Source organism: Glaciecola sp. G7-5 (assembly GCF_055808975.1).
Genome location: NZ_CM147892.1, coordinates 61,965 through 79,917 on the forward strand (window position 1 = coordinate 61,965; position 17,953 = coordinate 79,917).

Genomic DNA, 17,953 nt, shown 5'->3' on the forward strand with positions numbered 1-17,953 from the left:
AACTGTTACTTAAGCATTTTTTCAAACCACTGGAAAAATCAAAAATTCAGCATCAGTAATTGATTTTGATGATAGCTTGTATCAATCTCAAATTATTACACCAACATTAATTACCTTCACTGGAGTATAAGTGGAATTAAAGCTATTTGCTACTCTTCGTCACGGCCGGTTTTGATACAAACCTTGCGGTTGCGATTTGCTATCCCTACGACTCAAAGATTTAGCGCTTTGAGCTTTGAATCTCTACTTTAGGAGCCCCTAGGTGTTGCCCTAAAAAGGCATCAAGCTCTTGGAAAAATTGTATGCGATTTTGCTGAATCGACAAGTAGTGATCACCATATTCAAACTCAATATATGTAAACTGTTTATTTTCGTCTTCTAATTCATCTACTAAATCGCGTGATTGCTCAACATGTACTGAACGGTCTTCTTCACCATGCATAATCAATAATGGCGTTTTGATTTTTTCCACAAAAGAAATGGGTGAACGGGCGCGGAGATCTTTAGTTTCGTCACCAATTTGCTTATCGGCGATTAAATCACCGCCTGCAAAGCGAGACTTCTTATCAGATAGCAACTTTAAGTCGCTTATCCCCGCAAAGCTGACTGCGCAAGAGTACAAGTCTGGTGTTTTTACTGTCGCCATTTGAGCCGCATAGCCACCATAGGAAGCACCAAATATGCATACTCTGTCTTTGTCAGTAATGCCTTCATCAATTAGAAATTGCGTAGCGTCAGCTATATCATCTTGCATCTCTAGCCCCCAGCTACTCATTTGGGCTTGGGCAAATTCATAACCATAGCCTGTTGACCCTCTAAAGTTAGGACGAACAACCGCATAGCCTCGGCTAGACATATATGATACCCAAGGATCGAAACCGTCGTAGTCTCTAGCACCGGGGCCGCCGTGGGGGTGCACAACCGTTGGGTAAGGCTTTTGTCCAAACAAAGGTAGAGTAAGCAAGGCTTCAATTTTTAAACCGTCGCGCGTGGTATAGCTTATTTTTTCATGCTTTGGAAAAATCGACTTGTCGAGTTTAGGATAGGTAGAGAATAAAAAATCTAGACTACCTTTTTGTCGATTACCATAAAAATATTGCCCCGGTTTATTGTCTGACTCTCTATATAAAATATAGATATTTTGGTCTTCACTAAAGCTTCGAATCCAGTTTTGAGTGTCGGGAAATACCTTACTGAGCATTTTATGAAAGGCATAGTGCTTATCATCAAAATAATACCGCCCAAAAGGTGAATGCACATCATAAACACCAATGGCTTCTTTATTGACTGAAGAATATATAATTCCACCGTCTACATCATAATCTTCATGAGCAAGAATTAACTCACTTTCTTGTGTTTTGAGATCCATTTTATATAGGGCTTTTTTATCGCCTTTATATTTGCTGTAGAACAAAATATTAGGCTCCAAACCAAAACCTCTGATTGAAATAGGTTTGTTTTCAAAGGTCGTGTAGTTAAATAAAACTTCAAATGAATCGTCTTCATCTTTGCGATGCCAAAATTTCACTTCACCGGAATCAAAGTCGTAACTACGCCCTATTCTCACCACACTTTGCTGATCAGTATACCAATCCCTGATTAACAATTTCTCGCGTTGCACGCGCTTTAGGCGCCCCGTGTAAATATTGACTTTGTATACACTAGGTTGGAGAGCTTTGTCTAAATCAACGGCCACCAATATATGATCTGGGTCTGTGGGTAGAAGGTCTATAACGTTGTCTTGAAATTGGCTTGCGCGAGAATTAGAAGACCGTGAATTGAAATTTGGACGAATGAGCTGCGTTGGTTTAGCGTTTTCTTTTGTAAGATCTAGACTATACAAGCGAGTCTCGTAGTAAAGTGAGCCACGACCTCTTGATTCATAGGCCGCGCTTACAATTAAGACATCTTCATTTACCCATCTAAACCAATTGATTTTTACTTTCTTGTTGTCGGAGCTTATAAGCACTTTACGTTCAAGTTTTGCGAGGTCCAGGCTTACGAGCATGGCTAGATTATCTGGCACAGGCGCATTTTCGACATAGGCTATTTTTGTCCCTGATGGCGATAAATCGAGTCCTTTGTAAGAAGGCAATTGACCAAACGCCTCAACAGCTGGCTTATAATTTATAGCGTTGAAAGGTGGTTTTTGCTTGGCTTGATCTGCGACATTTAGGGCAAAATTGAAGGTGCTAAACCCACTTAGAAAAAGTAAAATTAATAGTCTTTGTAACTGCATCAAATAATCCCTTTTTAGCAATTCATTTTTTAGCGTGTAATACATTCCTTAAGTGCAGTCTACCAACTGTTTCATTAGAGTTAAATAGACTAATCGCAAAAAGCTAGGTAACTCATCACTATCCCATAAGGTGATTTATAGCCGTGTTAGCTATTGCTCAACTCTCTCATCTCTTTCAAAATTCCCGTCGTAAAGTAATTTCCCTGCGCCATCATACTCTTTTCCCGGACCGTGTTTTTCTCCAGAATCATACTGCCCAATATACTTATATCCATCAGGCATAATTAAGGTCCCAAATCCGTGCCGTTCGCCGTCGCGAAAACCGCCTTGATAACTCGTACCGTTCGCTAACTTAATAACACCGTCACCATGCCAATCGTTATCTTGTAGCTGGCCCACATAAGACATCCCATTTTCAATCATTGTGATGTAGCCATAGCCTGCGCGCTTGCCGTCAACCCACATGCCTTCATATTTTTCAGCATATAGCGCATCTGGATTCATTATGTTGTCGTAATTATTTTTCTCCTTTATCAGAATACCAAAACCGTTTACACAGTTTCCAAATATACAAGCTTCTCGTTCGTGTAATTTTACTGGCGACGATCCATTAATGTACGCAGCGTCCTTAAAAGTTCCCTCTGCAGCAAGTTGTCCGTCGCCACTATAAAAGCGACCATAGCCATTTGGGTTGCCTTTTGCGAAAAAGCCGACGTATTTACTCTTGTCGCTCCAGGTGTTCTTACCTTCCCCTTGTTGTAGACCATTTTCAAACTCACCAACAAATTCATTGCCATTTTCCCATTTGTAATGCCCAAAACCATTTTCGCAATCACCTAATACACAGCCAAGCTCGGCTCCATTTTTGTTCATTAGAGATTTTTCGTTCACTGCATCTCCTGAATAAACGAGTTCGGTGTCGCTATATTTGCGAGTAGGCCCACTTTTCTTACCGTTTGACCAAGTATCCAGAGAGTATGTTTTGGCATCTATACTATAGGTAATCCCTTGGCCATTTTTTTGTCTATCTTGGAATTGGCCAATGTAAGTACTGCCGCTTGAATTAATATAAACGCCGTAACCTGTTTCGCAATTGCCAGTCACGCAGCCTTGAGTATAATGCCGGATATTGTCTTTAAATTCACCTTCATATAGCAGAGTGTTTGACGCGCTATACTCCTTGCCTTTGCCATTCTTTTTACCCTTCCGCCATTGGCCATCGTACTTGTATACCATCTTTTGGTTTTTATATTGTATAAGGACACCCTGTCCGTGCCTGCGGTTGTCTTGCCAATCGCCTTCATATTTTTCTGTATCTGAAGACAAAGCACTTTTTATAAATTCTGTACCTTTGCCGCTTCGTTGATTATTTTTGAACGAACCTGTATAGGTCGTCTGGCTAGCAAGACCAGTAGTGACTAACTCGCCCTTGCCATTAGAGCAATTTCCAGCCACACAGTTGTCTAGCTTGTTTGTGTTTTGTGAGAGGACTGTTGTCGAATACAATAGAAAGAAAAAAAGGGCAAAAGTTCTAAACATAATATTCATCAGATTCCTTTCAATATTGTTAGTTAAAAAAGTGTGGTAATAGGCATTAATTCTGTGTAGATGTTGCCTAAAGCTAGATACTTATATGTCAATATAAGATAGGTAATGAAAGCTTAGTTGTCAATTCACAGGTACTTGACAGCGACCTCAGCTGTTTTATTTGGGTAGGCGTAATGCTTTTTGGTTAACATAAAATCCAAACATATCCGTCATTCTCGCGGAGGCGGGAATCTACCAATATATCCTCTAACCATGTGATTTTACTGCGTTCCAAGGAGGTTCCCGCCTCCGCGGGAACGACGTTATGATGTTTTTTTGCTTAACCAATTGGGGGAAACTCTTAAAGTTCGTTCAAGCCATTGATAAAGGCATCACAAGTTTTGTTTAGTGCTTCTTCGCCGGCTTTTGATTCAACTTTACATGTTGCTAAATAGCCAACACCTTCCTTACCTTTTACAAGCCCTAGCGGCGTTTTTCCAAGCTCGCCAAGGTTAACCTTTTTAGACAGTAGTTCGCCCTCGTTAACAACCGAAAAGTCATAAGGGGATGTTTTGGTGGTAAACTTAGTCCAAAAATCGGTGTAGTTGTCAGAGCCATCTTCTTTTAAATCATAGAACTTAGATACCGAGTAGAAAGTATCGTCGTTTAATTTCGGTGTTAAACTAAAATAGGTGACTACCAGTTTCTCAATGTTGTCAGGGTCAATTTGTACAGAAGCATACACAGAACTATCTTTACTTAGTTCCATATCGTCAAAACTACCGCTAAATTCGCCCAGTTTTAAACTTACTTTGCTATCTTCAATACTGACCTTAGCATCATGTAAAAACGAGGGGATTATCGCCTCGGGTAAGCTTAAAAATTGCATCCATTCATCTATATCAGCGCTATACGACAGCATGATTCGGTGCAAATTATCGGTGTATGAGCCTTTTTGAACATGAATCCATGCCGACGGTGTTACCATCAAGTCACACACTACTCCGCGTGGGTTTGGTAGGCAGTAGGTCATTAGGCTTTGGTCGCCATAAGTGTCGTTCCATAGGGCTGTTTGCCATACACGACCATAAATATCAGTGTGTTGTTCTGTAAATACAGGTTCGCCGTATGAGGCAATATTTACCTGCGTATCTGCAATCGTTAAATTCCATTTCACAGAGACTAAAAATGTATCTAAAACCTCCTTTGGATTTTTGACAAAATCACCTAAAGGCATTGATTCTGGTTTTTCTAAGAAAAACTGATAATTCCCTGGCATTTTTTCATTACTTGAAAACCACAAAGACTGATTATTGGTTATTTTTACACGCCGGCTATTGCTGGCTTTATAAAGCTCCCAATTGTCATTGCCATTTGCATCAATTATCGACAAAGAACTACTGCTACCTTGGTTCTTTAAATACTTAGGCACATTTTCGTGTTTCGGAAAAATATCATTGCCATATTTTGCCTCAAACTCTTTTCGACCTGTACGAAAACGCTTATAAAACTCAGTCTCAGCCTCTGCACGCAAGGCTAAAATAGCCTTAGGTAAAGGCGTCTTAAAATCCCATGTGTAAAGCAAGCGCTTGTTGGATTCAAATTCGCCCATTTGTTTGTCATAAAATTCGGCTTCTTTGTCACTAAAAGTCATAAACTCTTTAATAGGAAATGCGTAGTTTAGATTTTCATTGTCTGACTTTTTAGTCACAATACCAACAACTTCACCCTGTAGGTTAAGTAGTGGACCACCACTGTTGCCTGGCGACGCGGCAGCTGAAAAACGGATATCTTTCCAAGCACCATTTAAGGGTTCATAGGTAAATGAAGTCAAAGTTCCTTTTCTAAAGATAACCCCTTCACCAAGTGCATTGCCAGCAGCATAAATGGTGTCACCGGCCTCATATTCACTTGCAATATCGAAGGTGAAATAATCGCTAGTACTTTGTTTAACTGAAAATTGGATAAAGTCGCGATAGTTAGAATACTTTTGCACTTGTTCTATGTCAAAAATATTGCCGTCACTGTCACGCAACGCATAGTTATTCGCCGTTAAAGATTTAAGCCCAATATCAAATACATGGGCGGCCGAAACAAAGGTTCTATCATCAACAAGAAATGCCGTGCCTACACTGTAGTATTTGTCGTTTCTTATATGAAAAGGAATGAGATCATGAGGAAAGTCATCTTTGTATACGGTGTTATCTTCAAGTTTGAGTGTAATAACCTCAAATATCCCATTTTTAAATTCTTTGATTTGAGTAGAGCTAAACTCTTCTTGCGCAAATAATTGACTTGAAAAGAAGAAGAGGCAGGCGGCAAGACTAAACAGTTTAAGAGACTTAGTTTCCATACGATTAATATTATTTCCAAAGTTATTTGCGTTTGAGTGTAACCAAGCAGTCTTGCTTATTCAACAATAATAGCCGCTATGTTCATTTTGACGTGGCCACACAAATGTACAGAATTTAGCTAGGGCTAGGCCAACATGACAAACTAAAGGAAAAGTGATAGTTTCACGCATGCGAAATTCACCCAAGCGATGGAAAAATACAACACCTTTATGGATATAAACGCTCGCCCTAGTTGGCCAACTTTCACCTTGGGGATTATCTTTCCTCTTGTCGTAATTATGCTAGAACTAGTATTTAGCATTAGTTCAGATTTTTACTTCATTCCTATGCCGAGCATTTTTCATGTGCTACTCGTGGCCGGCGTGCCCCTGAGTAACTTCTTGATTTGGCGAGCTTTGGGCAATCCAAATAATTTAGCGAAGCCTGTAATTCTATCTTGGCTCAGCACCTTAAGCATTGCCGTTGCCTTGTATTACACCTTGGTCTATTTACCTGTGTTACCAATGGCGATCATTGGTATTATTATATTTGGAATGGGGCTGCTTCCCTACGGGCCGCTATCTGCATTGTATGGGGCTTGGTCATATAGAAAGGTTTTAATTACCCACAAAGCTATGCCTGCCTTACCTCGATACCAACTGCTCAAAAGTATCGCAATCATATTTATACTATTAACGATCATAGATATCCCCAAAAGTGCAACACTCATTGGTATGAAATTGGCGGCAAGTGAGCATGCCCAAACTCAAGAACAAGGCATTACACTTATTTCCAGTATTGGTAGTTTAGGCCCCTTGATTGATTTGAGTTATGAACAAAACATCGTTCCTAGTGCTGCGCTAGGATTTATTATCGGTGAGTTTATGAACGCTAATGAGCGTAATAGCAATCATGCCCGCACCGTATTATTTAAGGTCACCGGTAAAAGCTATTTAGACTTTCAAGACCGAAAGACCGAACCAAGCGGATTTGACTTTAATTTTAGAGACACCAATCAGGCCAGTGACAATGTAGGGCAAATATTGCCTTATCTTCAACTAGTCTCTTCTAATATTGACGGTGATATTAATGTTGAAGATGGCTATAGCTACGTTGAATGGACGATGGAAGTCAAAAACGATGACGTACAGCAACGAGAAGCACGTTTCGCGTTGCAATTACCGCCTGAAGCTGTGGTCTCAAGAGTCACATTATGGGTAAACGGCGAGCCACAAGAGGCCGCGTTTGCAAAAACGTCGCAGGTCAAACAAGCCTACACGAGTATCGTACGAAGGCGCTTAGATCCATTTTTGGTCACCAGTAATGGCCCTCAGCGTATAATGCTGCAAGCGTTTCCGGTACCGCGTAAGGGTGGTAAAATGAAGTTTAAGATAGGCATTACTAGCGCTTTTGATTTTGCCACTCAAAAACAAGCTAGTGTGAATCTGCCGCGCTTAATTCAGCGAAATTTCACCCTCGCACCGCAGCTTAATCATTCACTTTGGCTAGAAAGTAAAACGCCCTTTACTATGGGAGAAGGTGGCAAAGCAAAACCTATCGACGATGGTAGCTACAGGCTCACGCAACAGCTTGATTATTCATTAGTTGAATCTGGCTTTATCAATATGCAAGCGAAGCGAGCAAAAGGCGCTAAAAATAAGGCTTTCAGCACGATTGATGGCATGGAAGTAAACCAAGAGTTAAGGCTTGTATCCAACAAACCCAAAGACAGGATATTACTGGTACTAGATGCTTCAGCAAGCATGGCATCGCACTTACCAAGTATCAATAAAGCTTTAAATTACATTCCAGATGGTATGCGAGTCGACATTATTAGAGCGGATGAAAACACGACGAGCATGACTATTGAGCAGTGGTCTAATAGTGACGCTGAACAAGTCAAAGCGTTTATTCTTGCGGCAAATCGTGACAGAGGCTTTGACAATATGCCCGCACTGATAAAAGCCCTTAAGCAGCTAGAAGGTACCAATAATGCACAACTCCTTTGGATTCACGGACCACAGCCAATCGTGTTTAGCGCAACCTCCAACATGCTTGAACAAACCCTAACGCGAATCAAGAGTATCCCGCCGGTTGCTGTATATAGCATCGATGCCAGTGTAAATAAGGCCTTCAATAATTTAAATTGGTTGTCTACTGCGCAGCAGGTTAATCAATCAAATGAAGTAGAAAAAGAGTTGGGAGACTTTTTTAAAAACCGCTTACATCCTCAAAAACAATGGAAAATGCATAGAACGCTACAACAAACATTGACCACGCAAAAGCAACAGAACAGTCATGTGGCTCGCTTGTGGGCATTTGATGAAATAAGGCGTTTAATTGATGCAAAAGACTATGAACAAGCGGGGTTGCTAGGTGAAAAATACCAACTAGTCACGCCGGTAACCGGCGCAGTTGTGCTTGAAACGAAAGCCCAATATGATGAAAACGACCTACAACAAGTTGACCAAGAAATTGTTCCGCAAGTACCCACGCCTGCGCCAATATATCTGCTTTTACCAAGTATTTTTGCCATGCTCTGGTTTACGCGAAAGAAACATTCTAAGTGACTTCAAAATTATTACATAAAATAAGTCGTTTAAGATAAAGGACAGGCGGCCGTTAACTCTTTACAGAATAAGTTAACTAGTTGACTTTGCTCTAATGGCGAAGTTAGCAGCTTGAGGTGTGCGTTTAACAATGAAATTTACGATAAAAACTAAAATCTACTTTGTCGTTGTCGCCTTTTTGATCATCCTTTTTACACAAGGATATTCTCAGTATCATCACAATAACAACATACTTAAACAAGCTATCTATTTATCAGAGACTCAACGTCAAATCACCCAAAATCTGCATAAAGTAAAAGTTTCGGTAATTCAAATTCAACAATGGTTAAATGATATCAGCGCGACAAGAGCGCTAGATGGTCTAAATGATGGGTTCGTTGAAGCAGCTAAAAGCGCTAATAGTTTTAGGGAGTCTATTAAAGCCCTTCAACAATTAGATACAAAGTCAGATTATGACTATAGAGCTTTACTACCGATTATGGAAAACTACTATATCAGTGGCCAAAAAATGGCGGAAGCATATATTGCTGATGGACCTTCTGCAGCTAATAAACTAATTGCAGAGTTTGATGGAACTGCCAGCGCAATATATGACGAAATTGAAGCCTTAACAATAAAGTTACAGCAAATAGAAGCAGAACAATTACAGCTTGAAATTGAAGCAACTAAATCCTCACAGCTAATTAATTTTTCGTTTTCTGCTTTATTAATCATTTTTTTAATAGTCTCTTTGTATGGCGTACACCGCTATATACTGAATCCTATCCATAAAATAATTGCAATGGCCGAAAATTTGGCTAGTGGCGAAGGAGATTTAACTCAAAGAATTGAATTAGTTGGTAATGATGAACTTACTCGCCTTAGTAAGGCGTTTAACCAGTTCATTGAACAAACTGATGTATTAGTATCACAAGTGACAAAGTCAGTTATGCGACTTGTACCCATGGCCAATGAACTTGCTGATACCAATACAAACATTGAAGCAGCCGCTAACCAACAACGCAGTCGCAGCCAGGAGGTTGCCGAGTCAATGGGGCATACAACTTGCTCAGTTGAAGAAGTAAATAATCGTATTTTGCAGATATCAAATTCTGTAAAGGAAAGTTTAGAAGCTCTCGAGCATGGTCAGCAGGTCGCACTAAAAACGACCGAAGAGATGGACCATTTGACGCAAGAGATAGCTTCGATGTCTGCAGCTATCGATCAGTTACACAATGATAGTGCACAGATTGAAACAATCATTGATGTGATAAATAGTATATCTGAACAAACAAACCTATTAGCGCTTAACGCTGCAATTGAAGCAGCAAGGGCGGGAGATGCCGGACGAGGTTTTGCCGTTGTTGCTAGTGAAGTTCGCACTTTAGCGACCCGTACCAAAGATTCAACTGTAGAAGTTCAAAAAATGATTCAGTCAATTCAACTTGGCACTCAAAAAGCATCTGACACCATGAATAAAGGGGTACACAGCACGCAAGTAAGCGTAGAGCAAGTTAATAAGAGTAGCCAAGTATTAAGTGGTTTAGCGCGCGTTTTTACCCATATTGACCAGCAAGCGCACGAAATTAATCAAGAAACAGAGCATCAAAACAAACTGTTTAAAAATGTATCCTCCAACATCACAGAGATGGATCTAGAATTTAAGAAAACCCTTGAACACTTAAATCATAGCTTAGTGTTTGGTGATGATTTGAACAAGCTAAGCAGCAAAGTTCGAAAAATGATAGGAATGCTTAAAGTAACTGACACTAATTATAGTGAAGCGCCAAGAGCAATAAAACGTGCAGAAAAATAATACTATTTTTTTCTAGCACGTTTTTGCATTTCGCGCTTGTTCGTACGTATTTCTTTGCGGTCCTTTTTATCAGGGGTAAGCGAACCATCTTTAAATTTTTGTTTGCGTTTTGCTTTGTCTGCTATTTTCTTTTCAGCAGCGGCAAGCATTTCAAGTTCTTCTTGGGCAAGCATTTGTGGCGTTTCTAAGGTTATCCGGCCTAGTTTTCCTGAGCGGTATTCACCAATTAGCAGTTCACAAATTTTATGTAGATTTACCCGGCCGCCTGCCATCAGAGCGCCACGTTTAGAGGCCGCTAGTTCTAAAAACTCGATTTCGGTAGATGGAACTTCTTCTATTTTAAATCGGCTTTTTAAATGCTCAGGATAGGCTTTGATCAAATAGTCAGCTGCGTAAAAACCAATGTCGTCATATTCAATCGCGGTATCTTTCACTGCCCCTGAAATCGCCAAGCGATAACCGGTATTTGGATTTTCGAGTTTTGGCCATAAAACCCCTGGGGTATCGAGTAAAACAATGCCATTGCCTAAATTAATCCGCTGCTGATTTTTTGTCACCGCAGGCTCATTACCGGTTTTCGCGATAATGCGTTCAGCCAATATATTAATAAGAGTAGATTTGCCGACATTTGGAATGCCAATAATCATGGCATTGATGGTTTTGACTGAGGCATCTTTTTGCGCACAGGTTTTGCGAACAAGCTCTAAGATTTGTTTTGTTTTAGCAAGGTTGTCGATAGACGTAGTAAAGGTTTTTACCGCTCTATCTGTTTCTAAATGCTCTTGCCACGCAGCAGTAGTTTCAGGATCGGCTAAATCTGACTTATTCAGTATTTTGATACAAGGCTTGTCACCTCTGATTTTGGCTATTTCGGGGTTTTCACTTGAATAGGGAATACGCGCATCAAGGACCTCTATTAAAATGTCTACCTGACTCAAAGCATCTTTCATTTCAGTAAGTGCTTTGTGCATATGTCCTGGGAACCAATGAACGGCCAAATTAACTTCCTTTAAAATCTATTGTAGAAACTAGTAATCACTTAAACGCATAGGGTAATCAAATGTGTAGTATCCTGCTATTCAATTAGCTCATAGCGCAAACGTTTCGCCAGTTCATCATCTATCGTTATTTGATGATTAGCTAAGGCTTCTTTTTTTAATATCTCGATGTAGGCACTGAACTCACGTTCAACAGGCCCTTCTTTTAGCGCAGTTAACAAATGATTAGACGATGCAAAGCCCATGGCACTAGCGTGGCGCTCTTTGGCCCGCGTAAATTTTATATTTAGCAAAGACTTTATAGTATGCGCTGCTACGCTAAGGTCGCTTATATCGCTGTGCGTTATCATTGTTGTGCTTTCCTCTTGTATATAGCCTTAGTTTAGCACTTCATTGCGCTGGGAACAGCCTATATTGGCCACAAATAGCTTGCAAATTAAGGCCAGCCCCAATACTTTAGCTTATAAACCTGCACAATAAAGCGACGGTAAAATGTCATCTCAAAGTAAATTAGCAAAGCAACACAAGCAAGGCCTAGCACAACATAGGCACGACGCTGAATTTATCGCCGACATATTTCGCAATGGTAAGTATCCATATAAAAGCAAAATGCCACAAAAAGCCTATGAATCTCGCAAAGAAGAGTTTCAAATAGAATTATTGAAGTTGCAAAAGTGGGTCAAAGATAGCGGTCAGAAAATTGTGATTATTTTTGAGGGACGTGATGCTGCTGGCAAAGGTGGCGCGATAAGACGCTTTATGGAACACTTAAACCCACGAGGTTGTAGAGTCGTTGCACTTGAAAAACCCAACGAAACCGAACGTGGGCAATGGTATTATCAGCGCTATATTAGCCACCTTCCTACCACCGGCGAAATCGTGCTGTTTGATAGGTCATGGTACAACCGAGCAGGCGTAGAAAAAGTGATGGGTTTTTGTGAGCCACACGAATATCAAGAGTTTATGCGCCAAACACCCGACTTTGAAAGGTTATTGGTTCGCAGTGGTATTCGTTTGTTTAAGTACTGGTTTTCGGTCACCGCTAAAGAGCAAAAAGCGCGCTTCGAAAAGCGTAAAAAAGATCCATTAAAACAATGGAAGCTAAGTCCAATCGACAAACTCGCTATGCAAAAATGGGATGACTACACCCAAGCAAAAGAAGCCATGTTCTTTAACACCAACACCGCAGATGCTCCTTGGGTAGTGATTAAATCTGACGACAAAAAACGAGCGAGGCTAAACTGCATGCATCACCTATTAGCAAGCCTCCCCTATCCAGATAAAAATCATAAAGTCGAAAAAGAAGCTGACCCACTTATCGTAGCAAACGCATCGGCGGTAATTGAGGGTAAACCTTAAGTGACTTATGTCAGTTAACCCCCCGAAGTTTTTCTTGCCCGCAAACGTCATTCTTGCCCGCCCCACGTCATTCTTGCCCGCCCCACGTCATTCTTGCGAAGGCAAGAATCTTCTAAATCATCCGCATAAATCGCAACTTTTTATGGGGTTTACTATGCTTCTTGGGAGATCTTCGCCTTCGCGAAGATGACGATTGAGGTAAAACGGCGGGCTGTGTTGCGATTGCAAAAACAAACGTCAACTGCTAGTGTCGCTTTGCACTTGGAACGACAAATCCGCGATACGAACACAAAACAAATAATACTAGAGAAACCACAAGCATGAATTATATTTGCAAGTCTTTTGCCGAACTTAGTCCTAATGAAGTTTATGCGATTTTGCGGCTTCGCAGTGAAGTGTTTGTGGTTGAACAACAATGTATTTATCAAGACATAGATGATAAAGATACAAAAGAGGGTGTACAGCATCTAATGCTTGCAGATGAGCACAATATTCTTGCCTACGCGCGTTTATTGCCGAAAGGCTTGAGTTACAAGACGCCTAGCATTGGTCGAATTTTGGTTGCCGAAAACGCTAGAAAACAAGGGCTAGGTCGTCAAATCATCCGCGAGTCAATAAAACGCAGCCTAATGCTTTGGCCGAATATAGGCATCACTATTGGTGCGCAAAGTCATTTGAGCGAGCTATATCAAAGTTTTGGATTTCAGGAAGTGTCAGAGCACTATTTAGAGGACGGCATTTTGCATGTAGATATGCATTTGCCTGATACGAAAAAATAAAACAGGCGATGGCTATCTAGGGTAATAACAATCGCCTGCAACACACACAAAATAGTAAGTGCTAACTATCCAAATAATACTCTATTTACTTTATTTTCAAGCAACTCTTGCTGACCACTTACATGTTTAGGACTTAAGTTGTTATCAGCAGTCATCGCGGCTAACGACTCAAGGCTATGCTTACCTGCAAGGATGTCTTTACCTAAGGGTGTAGACCAGCTCGCATAGCGTTTATTTGTGTTTTGACTTATAAAATCATCTTCAATCATTGCAGCAGCTTTTTTAAGCGCGAGCGCCATATGATCCATGCCACCAATATGACCATGGAAAAGGTCGGCCGCATCTGAGCTTTGACGGCGCAATTTACAGTCAAAGTTTAAGCCACCTGTTGTAAATCCACCCGATTTCAAGATTTCATACATCACTAGCGTCAGCTCAGCCACATCATTTGGAAATTGGTCTGTATCCCAGCCATTTTGCGCATCACCGCGGTTAGCGTCGATGCTCCCAAAGATGCCCATAGAAACCGCCGTGGCAATTTCATGGTGGAATGAATGACCCGCCAAGGTTGCATGGTTGGCTTCAATATTTACTTTAAATTCATCCTCTAAGCCAAACTGTTTTAAGAAGCCATAAACCGTTGCAGTGTCATAATCATATTGATGTTTCGTTGGCTCTTGCGGTTTTGGCTCAATCAACAAGGTGCCGCTAAAGCCGATTTTAGCTTTGTGTTCAGCAACCATCGTGAAGAAGCGACCTAGCTGCTCACGTTCTTGGCGAAGGTTGGTATTTAGCAAGCTTTCATAGCCTTCACGTCCGCCCCATAACACATAGTTTTCACCACCTAAGCGCTTGGTTGCATTCATAGCGTGAAAAACCTGCGTTGCACCATAGCTAAAGACTTCTGAATTAGGGTTTGACGCACCACCGGCAGCAAAGCGTGGGTTACTGAATAAATTTGCCGTCCCCCAAAGTAACTTCAAACCTGTATCGGCTTGCTTTTGCTCCAATACATCAACCATTTCAGAAAAGTTACGAATGTAATCTTTTACGCTATCGCCTTCTGGCGCAACATCAATGTCGTGAAAACAGTAGTAAGGGATATTAAGTTTAGTGAAAAAATCAAACGCGGCGTCTGCTTTTTGCTTTGCAGCCTGCATTGCATCCATTGGTTTTAACCAAGGTCTATTGAAGGTGCCTTGTCCAAATACATCAGCCCCATCCCAGCAGAAGTTATGCCAATAACATGCGGCAAAACGTAAATGTTCTTTCATGGTTTTACCCAAAATAACTTGTTCTGCATCGTAGTGATGAAAGGCCAATGGGTTAGTCGAATCTGTGCCTTCAAATTTGATGGCTGGAATGTGGTCAAAGTAACTAGACATAATGAATATCCTTGGTAAGTATTGCTATTTTTGGTTCTTTAAATGATAAATAAAGCATAACAAGGGCCTACATCAAGCCCTTCGTCGCGGTATAAAGTTTTTGAAATGTTTGGCGTCGCGCGTTGAAAAAAGCATGTTTGCTCTGTTCTGGCAAATAGGTTTTCACTAAACGCGGCTGAGTACATATGTCCTCTAAACTACGGCCCTTCTCGATGGCGATTTGGGCAAGACGAGCTGCGCCAAGGGCCGGGCCAACATCCCCGCCTTCACGGTAGTCTAATTTTACGTTTAAAACATCAGCCAACATTTGGCGCCAGTACTCACTCTTAGTGCCACCGCCGATCAGGCTAATATCGCTTGCTTTTGTGCCTGAACAATGAAGTGCATCCATACCGTCAGCAAAAGCGAAACTCACGCCCTCAAGTACTGCATGTAACATTGTCAGTTTGTTAGTGCTGTGGGTTAAACCAAAAAATGCGCCTTTGGCATGTGGGTTATTGTGTGGTGTACGTTCACCGCTTAAATAAGGCAAAAAGTATGGACTATCGCTTGGCACTTCATAGTTAGCAAGATCAGCCATTAACCGGCTTAAGTCCTGCTCTACAATAGTACTAGCGAACCATTCTAAACAACTTGCCGCACTTAACATTACTGACATCAAATGCCACTTGTTAGGCAGTGCATGGCAAAAACTGTGCACGGCTTTGTCTGCTTGCGCCGAATAGGCGTCTGACACCACAAAATAGACTCCCGACGTGCCTAGAGACAACATCCCTTGCCCAGCGTTGATAAGGCCTACGCCTACCGCTCCAGCTGCATTGTCACCCCCACCGGCAATAACAGGGACGGTCGGGTTTAGGCCCCATTTGTGGGTCAATTCAGCTAATACGTATCCGGTAATTTCACTGCCTTCAAACAAGGTGGGCATATGCGTTAAATCTAAACCGCAAGCTTTCAACAGGCTCTCATCCCAGGTTCTAGATGAAGTATTTAGCCACAATGTACCTGCAGAATCCGACATGTCAGAAGCGTAGTCACCCGTTAGTAGCAATCGTAAGTAGTCTTTAGGTAACAGTACTTTTTTGACTTTGGCGAAAACATCGGCTTTGTGCTGAGCAAGCCATTTTAACTTAGGCGCAGTGAAACCTGGCATCATAATATTTCCGGTAATATCACGGCTATTTTCTACCAGCGCTTCAAGCTCTTCGCATTGTGCTTGACTGCGGCCATCATTCCATAATATTGCAGGGTGCAAAACGTCGTCGTTTTCACCTAACAAGACAGCACCGTGCATTTGACCAGATAAACCAATAGCAGCTACCTTTGATAAATCAAATTGCGCTTTTAACTCATCCATCGCAATGGAAAATGCTTGCCACCACTGCGCTGGGTCTTGTTCTGAAAAAAGGTGCTGGGGGCGCTCGACGGTCAAAGATGATGTTGCTGAGCCTGCAAGTGAGCCGTCAGCATTCATAAGAATAACTTTTATACCAGATGTGCCTAAATCGATACCTAGATACATTTTGTATCCCTTAAAATTTACTCGCGCTTAAAAATGAAACTACGTTGAGATGAAAGAATATTCACGCCACAACACCAATATGTACATAGTGGCTGAAGGCTCTTATTCAAGCAATTACGAAATTCCATAAATAAATTCCGTAATTTTGTTATTTTTATGTTATTTTGTTTGACGTATAGTGTTAGCTGAAGATTGAAAGCAGTCAGTATTAACCAAGAGTGTATGCAATGCCGTTACAAAACCAACATCACATTAGTCTGTTGTTTAATGCCAACAAAGTATACGACCGTCAAGTTATCGAGGGTATTGGTCACTATTTACAATCCTCTAAAGTAAGTTGGGATGTATATTTAGAGGAGGATTGTTTAGCCCGTTTAAATGACCTCGAAAGCTGGGAAACAGACGGTATTATTGCTGACTTTGATGATCCTGACATTCAATCGGCCCTTGAACACATGGACATACCTATTGTAGGCGTAGGGGGCTCTTATCAAGACGAATCACTCTATCCAAATGTGCCTTATGTTGCCACCGACAACATGGCTGTTGTGCGCACCGCCTTTGACCATCTAAAACAAAAAGGGCTTGAAAACTTCGCCTTTTATGGCCTGCCATTTGACGAAGCCAAAAAACGCAATTTATGGGCAAAAGAACGCCAACAAGCAATCATCGATGTGTGCCAAAAAGAAGGCTTTGACTGCGCTGTATACACAGGGTTGCCCACTAGTGCCCATGCTTGGCAAGAGAATATGAGCCAACTAGCCAAATGGATTGAAACACTCCCAACCCCAGTCGGGATTGTTGCGGTGACCGACGCACGTGCACGTCACCTAGTGCAAGTATGCGATCACATTGGCCGCATCGTACCCGATCAAATCTCAATTATTGGCATAGATGACGATGATATCGCGCGTAATTTAAGTAGGGTGAGTCTAAGTTCGGTAAGCCAAGGCTGTTTTGAAATGGGTTTTCAAGCAGCAAAATTACTGCATCGGCGCTTGCTCCGTTTACAGACTAATAACCTAAAACCCGTAAATCCGAAACCAACCCGCGTGCTTGTGCCGCCAATTGGCGTTATTCAGCGCCAGTCTACTGATTTTCAAGCACTACAAGACCCCTACGTTATACAAGCAATGCATTACATTCGCCAGCATGCTTGCCGCGGTATAAAAGTGGAGCAGGTGCTCGATTTTGTAGGGATTTCACGTTCTAATCTAGAGCATCGCTTTATTGAAGAATGCGGCCATAGCGTGCATACACAAATACATAACGAGAAACTGGAAACCGCATGTAAAAAACTCAAAGAAAGCAATGACAGTCTAGCCGCCGTAGCTAGTATTTGCGGCTACCCTTCTTTGCAATATATGTATGCTATCTTCAAAAAACACTTTGGCATAACCCCTAACCAGTACCGACAACAAAGTTGATTCAAGCCCTCACAGGACT

Annotated in this window: 12 protein-coding genes; 5 read left to right on the forward strand and 7 right to left on the reverse strand. The window is 41.4% G+C overall.

What is annotated here, in order from left to right; all coding sequences use genetic code 11:
• Window positions 1-220: 220 nt before the first annotated feature.
• From AC0L6H_RS00265 to AC0L6H_RS00275, 3 genes are all read right to left on the reverse strand, one after another.
• On the reverse strand, window positions 221-2,239 hold the full coding sequence (locus tag AC0L6H_RS00265; protein WP_473391839.1) for an alpha/beta hydrolase family protein: 2,019 nt from the start codon (window positions 2,237-2,239) through the stop codon (window positions 221-223).
• A 150-nt stretch (window positions 2,240-2,389) separates the two neighbouring features.
• Window positions 2,390-3,787 carry an MORN repeat-containing protein gene (locus AC0L6H_RS00270; RefSeq protein ID WP_473391841.1) on the reverse strand — a complete coding sequence of 466 codons (1,398 nt, stop codon included), beginning with the start codon at window positions 3,785-3,787 and terminating at the stop codon, window positions 2,390-2,392.
• Window positions 3,788-4,127: 340 nt separating this feature from the next.
• Window positions 4,128-6,119 (reverse strand): S1 family peptidase, encoded by a 1,992-nt coding sequence (locus AC0L6H_RS00275; protein ID WP_473391843.1) that lies wholly within the window; start codon window positions 6,117-6,119, stop codon window positions 4,128-4,130.
• Window positions 6,120-6,308: 189 nt separating this feature from the next.
• Between AC0L6H_RS00275 and AC0L6H_RS00280 the strand changes: the two genes are divergently transcribed.
• Both AC0L6H_RS00280 and AC0L6H_RS00285 read left to right on the forward strand, forming a co-directional pair.
• On the forward strand, window positions 6,309-8,669 hold the full coding sequence (locus tag AC0L6H_RS00280) for a VIT domain-containing protein (RefSeq protein ID WP_473391844.1): 2,361 nt from the start codon (window positions 6,309-6,311) through the stop codon (window positions 8,667-8,669).
• A gap of 130 nt (window positions 8,670-8,799) precedes the next feature.
• A complete protein-coding gene (locus AC0L6H_RS00285; protein WP_473391846.1) occupies window positions 8,800-10,464 on the forward strand; it encodes a methyl-accepting chemotaxis protein in 1,665 nt (554 codons plus the stop codon).
• Window positions 10,465-10,466: 2 nt separating this feature from the next.
• Here the strand turns inward: AC0L6H_RS00285 and ylqF are convergent, their stop codons facing one another.
• Together ylqF and AC0L6H_RS00295 are read right to left on the reverse strand one after the other, a co-directional pair.
• A complete protein-coding gene (gene ylqF / locus AC0L6H_RS00290) occupies window positions 10,467-11,462 on the reverse strand; it encodes a ribosome biogenesis GTPase YlqF (RefSeq protein WP_473391848.1) in 996 nt (331 codons plus the stop codon).
• Between the two features lie 77 nt (window positions 11,463-11,539).
• Window positions 11,540-11,812, reverse strand: coding sequence for a hypothetical protein (locus AC0L6H_RS00295; RefSeq protein WP_473391849.1), 273 nt, complete (start codon window positions 11,810-11,812; stop codon window positions 11,540-11,542).
• Between the two features lie 142 nt (window positions 11,813-11,954).
• On the opposite strand from AC0L6H_RS00295, the gene ppk2 reads away from it, so the two are divergent.
• Together ppk2 and AC0L6H_RS00305 are read left to right on the forward strand one after the other, a co-directional pair.
• Window positions 11,955-12,821: a polyphosphate kinase 2 gene (gene ppk2 / locus AC0L6H_RS00300; RefSeq protein ID WP_473391850.1), complete on the forward strand. Its 867-nt coding sequence runs from the start codon at window positions 11,955-11,957 to the stop codon at window positions 12,819-12,821.
• Between the two features lie 320 nt (window positions 12,822-13,141).
• A complete protein-coding gene (locus tag AC0L6H_RS00305) occupies window positions 13,142-13,600 on the forward strand; it encodes a GNAT family N-acetyltransferase (RefSeq protein WP_473391852.1) in 459 nt (152 codons plus the stop codon).
• 65 nt (window positions 13,601-13,665) lie between these two features.
• Here the strand turns inward: AC0L6H_RS00305 and xylA are convergent, their stop codons facing one another.
• Complete coding sequence (gene xylA, locus AC0L6H_RS00310; protein WP_473391853.1) at window positions 13,666-14,985, reverse strand: xylose isomerase; 1,320 nt, start codon at window positions 14,983-14,985, stop codon at window positions 13,666-13,668.
• Between the two features lie 67 nt (window positions 14,986-15,052).
• Window positions 15,053-16,507, reverse strand: a complete 1,455-nt coding sequence (gene xylB / locus AC0L6H_RS00315) for a xylulokinase (RefSeq protein ID WP_473391855.1) — start codon at window positions 16,505-16,507, stop codon at window positions 15,053-15,055.
• A 227-nt stretch (window positions 16,508-16,734) separates the two neighbouring features.
• Here xylB and AC0L6H_RS00320 point away from each other — a divergent pair, with 227 nt between their 5' ends.
• Window positions 16,735-17,934, forward strand: a complete 1,200-nt coding sequence (locus tag AC0L6H_RS00320; protein ID WP_473391856.1) for an AraC family transcriptional regulator — start codon at window positions 16,735-16,737, stop codon at window positions 17,932-17,934.
• Window positions 17,935-17,953 lie beyond the last annotated feature (19 nt).